This window comes from Luteimonas abyssi, assembly GCF_001482195.1.
In the GTDB taxonomy this organism is placed as follows: domain Bacteria; phylum Pseudomonadota; class Gammaproteobacteria; order Xanthomonadales; family Xanthomonadaceae; genus Luteimonas; species Luteimonas abyssi.
Genome location: NZ_KQ759763.1, coordinates 902,023 through 910,765 on the forward strand (window position 1 = coordinate 902,023; position 8,743 = coordinate 910,765).

General features: G+C 70.4%; 8 protein-coding genes and 1 pseudogene. 4 read left to right on the forward strand and 5 right to left on the reverse strand.

The window, feature by feature from the left end; translation table 11 throughout:
• The 3 genes from RG19_RS03710 to purM are packed head-to-tail and all read right to left on the reverse strand — an operon-like array spanning position 1 to position 2,534.
• Complete coding sequence (locus RG19_RS03710) at positions 1-759, reverse strand: DUF3108 domain-containing protein (RefSeq protein WP_058834092.1); 759 nt, start codon at positions 757-759, stop codon at positions 1-3.
• 10 nt (positions 760-769) lie between these two features.
• Positions 770-1,483, reverse strand: coding sequence for a phosphoribosylglycinamide formyltransferase (gene purN, locus RG19_RS03715; protein WP_082672452.1), 714 nt, complete (start codon positions 1,481-1,483; stop codon positions 770-772).
• A 10-nt stretch (positions 1,484-1,493) separates the two neighbouring features.
• Complete coding sequence (gene purM / locus RG19_RS03720) at positions 1,494-2,534, reverse strand: phosphoribosylformylglycinamidine cyclo-ligase (protein WP_058834094.1); 1,041 nt, start codon at positions 2,532-2,534, stop codon at positions 1,494-1,496.
• A gap of 189 nt (positions 2,535-2,723) precedes the next feature.
• Between purM and RG19_RS03725 the strand changes: the two genes are divergently transcribed.
• Genes RG19_RS03725 through hda form a run of 3 tightly spaced genes read left to right on the forward strand, consistent with a single transcriptional unit; the run spans position 2,724 to position 5,719 of the window.
• Complete coding sequence (locus RG19_RS03725) at positions 2,724-3,779, forward strand: DUF2066 domain-containing protein (RefSeq protein WP_058834095.1); 1,056 nt, start codon at positions 2,724-2,726, stop codon at positions 3,777-3,779.
• Positions 3,780-3,785: 6 nt separating this feature from the next.
• Complete coding sequence (locus RG19_RS03730) at positions 3,786-4,976, forward strand: AI-2E family transporter (protein WP_058834096.1); 1,191 nt, start codon at positions 3,786-3,788, stop codon at positions 4,974-4,976.
• A 17-nt stretch (positions 4,977-4,993) separates the two neighbouring features.
• Positions 4,994-5,719, forward strand: a complete 726-nt coding sequence (gene hda / locus RG19_RS03735; RefSeq protein WP_058834097.1) for a DnaA regulatory inactivator Hda — start codon at positions 4,994-4,996, stop codon at positions 5,717-5,719.
• Positions 5,720-5,835: 116 nt separating this feature from the next.
• On the opposite strand, the gene murU is transcribed toward hda, so the two are convergent.
• On the reverse strand, positions 5,836-6,546 hold the full coding sequence (gene murU, locus RG19_RS03740; RefSeq protein WP_058834098.1) for an N-acetylmuramate alpha-1-phosphate uridylyltransferase MurU: 711 nt from the start codon (positions 6,544-6,546) through the stop codon (positions 5,836-5,838).
• A gap of 130 nt (positions 6,547-6,676) precedes the next feature.
• Here murU and RG19_RS03745 point away from each other — a divergent pair.
• A pseudogene (locus RG19_RS03745) lies at positions 6,677-7,732 on the forward strand (mannose-1-phosphate guanylyltransferase/mannose-6-phosphate isomerase); the annotation flags it as partial.
• A gap of 61 nt (positions 7,733-7,793) precedes the next feature.
• On the opposite strand, the gene cysK reads toward RG19_RS03745, so the two are convergent.
• Positions 7,794-8,729, reverse strand: a complete 936-nt coding sequence (gene cysK / locus RG19_RS03750) for a cysteine synthase A (RefSeq protein WP_425599718.1) — start codon at positions 8,727-8,729, stop codon at positions 7,794-7,796.
• Positions 8,730-8,743: the final 14 nt, after the last annotated feature.

The following is an 8,743-nucleotide window of genomic DNA, read 5'->3' on the forward strand; positions in this document are numbered from 1 at the left end:
TCATGGCACTCCCTGGTATTCGGTCAGGCGCAGATCGACGGTGTCGGTCCCGTCGTCGTCCAGTTGAAGGATACGCACAGGCGTCGGGACGCCCTCAGCGATCCAGATGATCATTTCATCCTGGTCATTTTCGACCCGTGAAACGCGTAACGCGTTGTAGCTCAGATCGCCGACTTCCACGATCTCCCGTTCCTGCGATACCCGATACTCGTGCTCGCGCGCCCGGCCGCCGTCGACGAAGCGGTAATGCAGCGTCGCGCCGGGCTCGGCGTCGCGCATCACCGCGAGGTTGATCAGCAGCGTGCTCATGTCGCCGTCCTGGAGCGGCACCGCGTCGCGACGACGCTTGCTGATGTCGCCCGTCCACTGCGCGCTGCGTGCGTGCCAGTCGTAAACCCCTGTCGCCCGGCGACTGAACATCAACGCCCTGCGGACCGTTTCCTGGCGCAGGGGGCGGAACTGGTTGTAGTAGACATCGAAATCGGTGCTCTGCTCGATGTTGACCCGTGCCAGCCCGACGAAGCCCCGGCGCCCGTGGATGTCCAGCGACACGCGCCAGTTCGGCCCGTCCACTTGCTCCACGCGCATGCTGGCATCGCCTGCAAGCTTGCCCTGGTACCAGGCTTCGTAGGTCGCCACGAACGGTGCCACGGCCGTTTGTGCGACCGGTGGCGGGGCGGCCGCGTCCTGCGTCGCCCCGCGCGCGGCGGGCGATCCGAGGGCCGACAGCGCCAGAGCAAGCAGGACGAGGGTTTTCATGCGGGCGCCATCATGCGAAGCGGTTGTTGGCTGGCAGCTGAAGGGGCGCCTGCAGGCGCGCTCCGTCGTACACGATACCGTCACACTCCAGGGCCAGGCGCCCGCTCGCGAGCAGCTCCACGGTCGCCACCAGTAGCGGGTGTTCGCGGACGAGGACCCGGGCTGCCAGCATGGCTTCGTCGTCTCCTGCGTGGACGGGGACGACAGCCTGTGCGGCGACGGGGCCGCCGTCGAGGTCGGCGGTGACGAAGTGGATGCTCGCCCCATGCTCGGTCACCCCGGCCGCCAGCGCCTGTCGGTGCGTATGCAGACCCTTGAAGGCAGGCAGCAACGACGGATGGACGTTGATCATCCGGGCGCTGCGCGGCGCGACGACGTCGGCGCCGAGCAGACGCATGTAGCCGGCGCAGACGATGAGGTCGGGCCTGCTGGCGTCGACGCGCTCGAACAGCGCGGCATCGAAGGCGGCCCGGTCCGCGAATGCGCGTGGGGACAGCGCCGTCGCGGGAATGCCCGCGGCGCGCGCCCGGGCGAGCGCCGGGGCATCGGTGCGATCGGAGAAGACGCCGCACACGGTGGCGTGCAGTCGGCCGCCGGCGATGGCGTCGAGCAGGGCCTGGAGGTTGCTGCCGCGTCCCGACGCGAGCACCGCGATCCGGCAGGGCGTCGAGCGGCCGTCCGGAGCGCCGGCCGTCGCCGATCCTTCGAGAGCTGGGGGCGCCAAGACGCCGCGCTCAGCCGATACGCACGCGCTCGCCGTCGCCGGCGTTCACGACCTCGCCGATCCGCCAGTGGCCGAGGCCCTGCGCATCGAGATGCCGCTCGACCGCCGCCACGGCGCTGCCGGGCAGCACCAGCACGAAGCCGATGCCGCAGTTGAAGGTGCGCCACATTTCCTCGCGGGCGACCGCGCCCTCACGTTGGAGCCAGTCGAACACCGGCGGCAGCGACCAGGCGCCGGCGTCGATCGACAGCCCCAGGCCCTCGGGGATCACCCGCACGATGTTCTCGGTCAGGCCGCCGCCGGTGATGTGCGCCATCGCGTGCACGTCCACGCCGGCGTCGTCGGCCAGCAGCGGCAGGATGGTCTTCACGTAGAGCGTCGTCGGCGCCATCAGGGCATCGATGAGCGACGTGCCGCCCACGTCGAGATCGGCCGGGCGTCCTGCACGGTCGTAGATCCGGCGGATCAGCGAATAGCCGTTGGAGTGCGGGCCCGACGAGGCGACGCCGAGCAGCACATCGCCGGCGCGCACGCCGGAGCCGTCCAGCAGGCGGGATTTCTCCACCGCGCCCACGGTGAAGCCGGCCAGGTCGTACTCGCCGGGGGCGTACATGTCGGGCATCTCGGCGGTCTCGCCGCCGATCAGCGCGCAGCCGGCCAGTTCGCAACCGCGCGCGATGCCGCCGACGACCGAGGTCGCGGTGTCGACGTCGAGCTTGCCGGTGGCGAAGTAGTCGAGGAAGAACAGCGGTTCGGCGCCCTGGACCAGGATGTCGTTGACGCACATGCCGACCAGGTCGATGCCGATGCTGTCGTGGCGGCCGAGCTGCTGGGCGAGCTTGAGCTTGGTGCCCACGCCGTCGGTGCCCGAGACCAGCACCGGTTCGCGGTACTTGCCGGCGAGGTCGAACAGGGCACCGAAACCGCCCAGGCCGCCCATGACTTCGGGGCGGAAGGTCCGCTTCACCAAGGGCTTGATGCGTTCGACGAGGGCATTGCCCGCGTCGATATCGACGCCGGCGTCACGGTAGGTGAGCGGGGTGGAGGTCACGGGAGCGGGCCGAGGTCGGGCGGGCCGGCGATTCTACCAGCCGACGGCGGCCGACTCGGGAGATCTGCCGCTCGGGCGCGGCGCGTGGCGGCATTGCCACAGCGATACGGCACCTTGTGGCACCATTCCGCCGTTGTGACGAGGCGCGAAGGACAGGACATGGCGTTGGCGGGTCGATCGACAGGTTGGATGACGGGGCTGCTGCTGGCGCTCCTGCTGGCCGCGCCTGTGCAGGCGCAGCGCATGGAGGGCGACACCGCGCGCGCCCAGAGCCTGTACGAGGCCGAGGTGCCCGTGGGCAGCCAATCGGAGGCGGCGCGCAATCCCGCGCTGGCCCGGGCGCTGGCGCAGGTGCTCGGCAAGCTCTCGGGCGACGCCTCGGTGTCGTCGCGCCCCGGCGTGGCGCAGGAGCTCAGGCGCGCGGCGCAATATGTCGAGCGCTACGACTACCGCCAGGACGAGGGGGTTTCCGCCAGTGGGGCGCCCACCTTCCAGACCACCCTGGTGGCGCGCTTCGACCGCGAAGCGGTCGAGGGGCTCGCCGCGGCGATGGGCCTGCCGGTGTGGCCGGAGCCGCGTCCGCGGCCGGTCCTGTGGCTGGCGATCGACGACGGCTCCGGGCCGCGTCTGGTGGCGCTGGACCAGAACACCGTGGTGCGACCGATCACCCAGCGCGCGATCCAGCGCGGCTACCGACTCGGTCTGCCGCGCGGCAGCGCCGCCGAGCAGGCGGCGGTCGGCGCGATCTGGCGAGGCGACACCGCGGCGATCGCCCGGCTGTCGGCACGCTACCAGCCGCCGATGCAGTTGATCGGCCGTCTGCAGCGCGCCGGCAGCGGCTGGCGCGCGGACTGGACCTTCGTCGACAACGGCCGGGTGCTGTCGGAGTGGAGCAGCGAGGATGGCGACGCCCGCCGTGCGATGAGCGCCGGTGCCGACGGCGCCGCCGACGCACTGGTGGCGCGCTACGCCAAGGTCGAGCCGGTCGGCGAGCCTGGCCAGTACCGGATCCTGTTCACCGGCATCAACAGCAGCGACGATTTCATCCGCCTGTCCGGCACGCTGCAGCGTATGCCGGTGGTCCGCCGCGTGGTGCCGGTACGCGCCACCGCCGACGGCGTCGAGTTCGAACTCGAATTGGTGACGGGCCTGCCCGGCTTCCGCAGGCTGCTCGACGGTGAACAGCTCGTCGAAGTGGAAAGCCTGGTGGACACCGGGGTGCCGATCTTCCGCCTGGCCAGGTAAACGACGATGAGCGAACGGGCCGATGTCGCGATCGCGACCTTCCTGAAACGGCTGCAATGGGGTCTGGTGGCCTTCGCGGTCCTGTGGTTGATCGCCGCGCTGGGGCCGATCCTGACGCCGTTCGTGCTGGCCCTGTTGCTCGGTTGGCTGGGCGACCCCCTGGCCGACCGCATCGAGCGCACTGGGCGGTCGCGCACGGTGGCGGTGTCGCTGGTCTTCCTGCTGATGGTGCTGCTGCTGGTCCTGGTGCTGCTGATCCTGGTGCCGATGATCGAGCGTCAGGTGGTGACGCTGATCGATTCGCTGCCGGTCTACCGCGCCTGGATCATGGAAACCGCGGTTCCGTGGGTCGAGGCACGCTTCGATTTCGAACTGGCCTCGTGGCTGGACCCGCAACGGCTGATCGAACTCGTGCGCGGTCACTGGCAGCAGGCCGGCGGCGTCGCCGCGACGTTCGCCTCGTACGTCTCGCGATCCGGATTCGCGGTGATCGCGCTCATCGTCAACCTGGTGCTGGTGCCGATCCTGACGTTCTATTTCCTGCGCGACTGGGACACGCTGGTCGCCCGCGTCCATGCGCTGATTCCGCGCGACTACGTGGCCACGGTGACCCGGTTGGCGAAGGAATCCGACGAATCGCTGGGTGGCTTCCTGCGCGGACAGTTCCTGGTGATGCTGGGGCAGGGTGCGTTCTACGCGGTCGGCCTGCAATTGATCGGGCTGCGCCTGGGCATCCTGGTCGGCCTGGTCGCCGGTCTGATCAGTTTCGTGCCGTACCTGGGCGCCACGGTGGGCGCGATCCTGATGCTGCTGGCGGCACTGGTACAGGCGCAGGGTATCGACTGGCAGTTGTTGATCCTCGGCACGGTCGTGTTCACCGCGGGCCAGCTGCTGGAGAGCTACGTGCTGACCCCGCGTCTGGTCGGCGATCGCATCGGCCTGCATCCGGTGGCGGTCATCTTCGCGGTGCTGGCCGGCGGGCAGCTGTTCGGTTTCGTGGGCATGCTGATCGCCTTGCCGGTGGCGGCCGTGGCGAACGTGCTGCTGCGCTTCGCCCACGAGCGCTACCAGGCCAGCCGTCTCTACACCGGGACGTCCGGAGGCGTGGTGCCCGTGAGCGTCGATCCCGCCCCGTCCACGCCGCCCGGCACGCCCGAGCCGCCGCCCTTCCCCGACGCGGACCGGACCCCGCGCTGATCTGCCGGAACGTCGTCGTGAGTCGCCCAGTCCCTCCTGCCGCGGCGCAACTGCCGCTGGCGCTGCGCTATCCGCCGGATCAGCGGTTCGAGACCTTCGTCGGCGCGCCCGACGGGGCGCTGGCGCAGTTGCGCGCGCTGTCGTCGGGCACCGGCCGTGGCGGATTGCTGCTGCACGGCCCTGCCGGTGCCGGCAAGACCCATCTGGCGCTGGCCGCGTGCGCCCACGCCGAGGCGTGCGGACTGCGCAGTGCCTTCCTGCCGCTGGCCAGTGCCGCAGGCCGTCTGGACAGCGCGCTCGATGCGCTGCACGACAATGATTTCATCGCGCTCGACGGCCTCGATGCGGCGGTCGGCGGACACGACGACGACGTTGCCCTGTTCCATTTCCACAATCGTGCCGCCGATGCCGGCCGGCGCGTGCTCTACACCGCGCGGCAACCGGCGGGCGAGCTCGGCGTGGGCTTGCCGGATCTGCGCTCGCGCCTGTCCGCGTGCGAAGTGATCGCGCTGGCGCCGCTCGACGACGACGGGCGGCGCGAACTGTTGCGCCTGCGTGCGCAGCGGCGAGGGCTGGTGATCGAGGATGCCGCGATCGAATGGTTGCTGCGACGCGTGGACCGCGACCTCGGCAGCCTGACCCGCATGCTCGAACGCATCGACCGCGCCTCGCTGGCGGCGAAGCGGCGGATCACCGTGCCGTTCCTTCGCCAGGTGCTGGCCGCGGACTCCGCCGCCGACTGAGACATCTTCAACCGGCGGGGCTGCGATGTAGCGGACCGACGCCGACCGGATCCTGGCAAGGCCGGATCGCCGCTTCGCGATGCGGTCTGGTGGCCGCGTCCGGATGCGGAGCTCCGTCAGGCGGTTTCCGCACGCAGGGCGTGATCGATCTCGGCCAGGCGCTCCGGGGTGCCGACATCGGTCCAACGGCCGCGGTGGTGGTGGCCGGTGACCTGGCCTTCGCGCATCGCCGCGCGCAGCAACGGGGCGAGGCGGAAGCGGGGCGGCGCGGCATCCGCGCCCGGCGCGCCGCCGATCACCCGGGGCCAGTCGTCGAACAGCGAGGCGCGGTAGACGCCGATGCCGGCAAAGGTCAGGCGCTCCGGTCCGTCGGCCAGCACGGTGCCGTCGTCGGCCAGGACGAAATCGCCCTGCGGGTGGTGGTCCGGATTGTCGACCAGCACCAGATGGGCATCGCCGGGAGGCGCTGTCGGCAGGGTGGCGAAGTCGAGGTCGCTCCACACATCGCCGTTGATTGCGATGAAGGGCGCATTGCCCAGCCGCGACAGCGCGTTCCACATGCCGCCGCCGGTCTCCAGCGGGGTCTCGCCCTCGTGCAGGAACTGCAGGTTCAGTCCCCAGCGCGCGCCGTCCCCGAGATCGGCGGGAAACCGGCGCGCCAGCCACGAGGTGTTGACCACGACGTCGGTCACCCCGAGTGCGGCGAGCTTCTCCAGGTGCCAGACGATCAGCGGCTTGCCGGCAACATCCAGCAGCGGCTTGGGCGTGGTGTCGGTGAGCGGACGCATCCGCTCGCCGAGGCCGGCGGCGAAGATCAGCGCCTTCATGGGCGGCTCCGTGGGTCGGTCATGAACGGGTCGGCGAGCGGTGTGTGGCGCAAGGGTAAACTGCGCGACCGGCCCGGGCGACATCGCACGGGCGAACGCTGGAACGAGGTGAGCGCATGTTGCAGGTGGTGTGGTCCGCGACGAAAGCGCCTTCCAGCAGGCCGTGCGCGATGCGTTGCCCGAGGCCGAGGCCGGCGCGCTGGTGACCTTCGGCATCCGCGCCAGCGCCCCCGAAACCGGATTCGGCTATATCCAGGTGGCACCGGGCGAGGGCGTGCGGCCGGTGCTGCGCTTCGTGGAGAAGCCCGATGCCGACACCGCGCGCGCCTACGTGGACAGCGGCGACTACGTCTGGAACAGCGGCATGTTCCTGTTCCGTGCGTCGCGCTACCTGGAGGAGCTGGGGCGTTACCGCCCGGACATCCTCGCCGCTGTGGGACAGGCGATGGATGGTGCGAGTCGGGACGGTGATTTCGTGCGCCTGGCGCGCGATGCGTTCGCCGCATCGCCGGCCGATTCCATCGACTACGCGGTGATGGAGAAGACCGACCGGGCGAGGGTGCTGCCGGTCGACATCGGCTGGAACGATGTGGGCTCGTGGTCGGCGCTGTGGGAGGTGAGCGAACACGATGCCGACGGCAACGCCCACCACGGCGACGTGATCGCGGTGGATTCGCGCAACAGCTATGCGTACGCGCGGCGCCTGGTGGCGCTGGTCGGCGTGGACGATCTGGTCGTGGTGGAGACCGACGACGCGGTGCTGGTCGCGCGCAAGGACAGGGTGCAGCAGGTCAAGGACGTGGTGGCGCGGCTGAAAGAGGCCCAGCGCAGTCACGCCGTGCTGCACCGCGAGGTGCATCGGCCGTGGGGCAGTTACGACTCCATCGACGTCGGCGACGGGTTCCAGGTCAAGCGGATCAAGGTGCGCCCGGGCGGGCGGCTGTCGCTGCAATCGCATACAAAGCGCGCCGAGCACTGGATCGTGGTGCGCGGGACGGCGCGCGTGACCCGGGACCGCGATGTGTTCGATCTGCACGCGAACCAGTCCACCTACATTCCGTTGGGCGCCAGGCATCGCCTGGAGAACCCCGGCGACGAGGTGCTGGAACTGATCGAAGTGCAGTCGGGCAGCTACCTGGGCGAGGACGACATCGTCCGCTACGACGACGTGTACGGGCGCTCCTGAGCGCTCGCTCGCTTCGATGGCCGGCGGCGTGTCACCGTCCGGCCATCGGTCCGGCCCTCGGTCAGGCGACCGCCGGGGCGTGCTGTTCGAGCGTTTCCAGCCAGGCATCGTCGCTGCCGTCCTCGACGCCTTCGAACAGGAACGTGGACAGGTAGCGCTCGCCGGTATCGGGCAGGGTCGCCAGCAGCACCGACCCTTCGGGCGAGGATTCGGCGACGCGCAGCGCAGCCGCGACGGTGGCGCCGGCGGAAATGCCGACCAGCAGGCCCTCTTCCCGTGCGAGCCGCCGGGCGGTGTCACGTGCGAGGACATCGTCGACCGGCTCGATGGCATCGGCGATGCTGCGGTCGAGGACCTCGGGCACGAAGTCCGGGGTCCAGCCCTGGATCTTGTGCGGGGCCCAGTCGCCGCCCTGCAGCAGGGCCGCGCCGGCCGGCTCCGACGCGACGATGCGGATGCCGGGGCGGGCGACCTTGAGCACCTGGCCCACGCCTGTGAGGGTGCCGCCGGTGCCCCAGCCAGTCACGAAGGCATCCAGCCGGCGGCCGGCGAAGTCGCGCAGGATCTCGGCGGCGGTGGTGTTGCGGTGGTAGGCGGGGTTGGCGGGGTTCTGGAACTGGCGGGCGAGGAACCAGCCGTGCTTCTCGGCAAGTTCCTCGGCCTTGCGGACCATGCCGCTGCCGCGCTCGGCGGCGGGGGTCAGGATGACCTTGGCGCCGTAGGCGCGCATCAGCTTGCGGCGCTCGATCGAGAAGGTCTCGACCATGGTGGCGACGAACTTGTATCCGCGCGCGGCACAGACCATGGCGAGCGCGATGCCGGTGTTGCCGGAAGTGGCTTCCACGATCGTGTCGCCGGGCTTGATCAGCCCGCGGGCCTCGGCGTCGAGGACGATCGCCAGCGCCAGCCGGTCCTTGACCGAGCCGCCGGGGTTGAAGCTCTCCACCTTGGCGTAGAGTTCGACGTGGGGCGGGGCGATGCGATGCAGGCGGACCACGGGGGTCCGGCCGA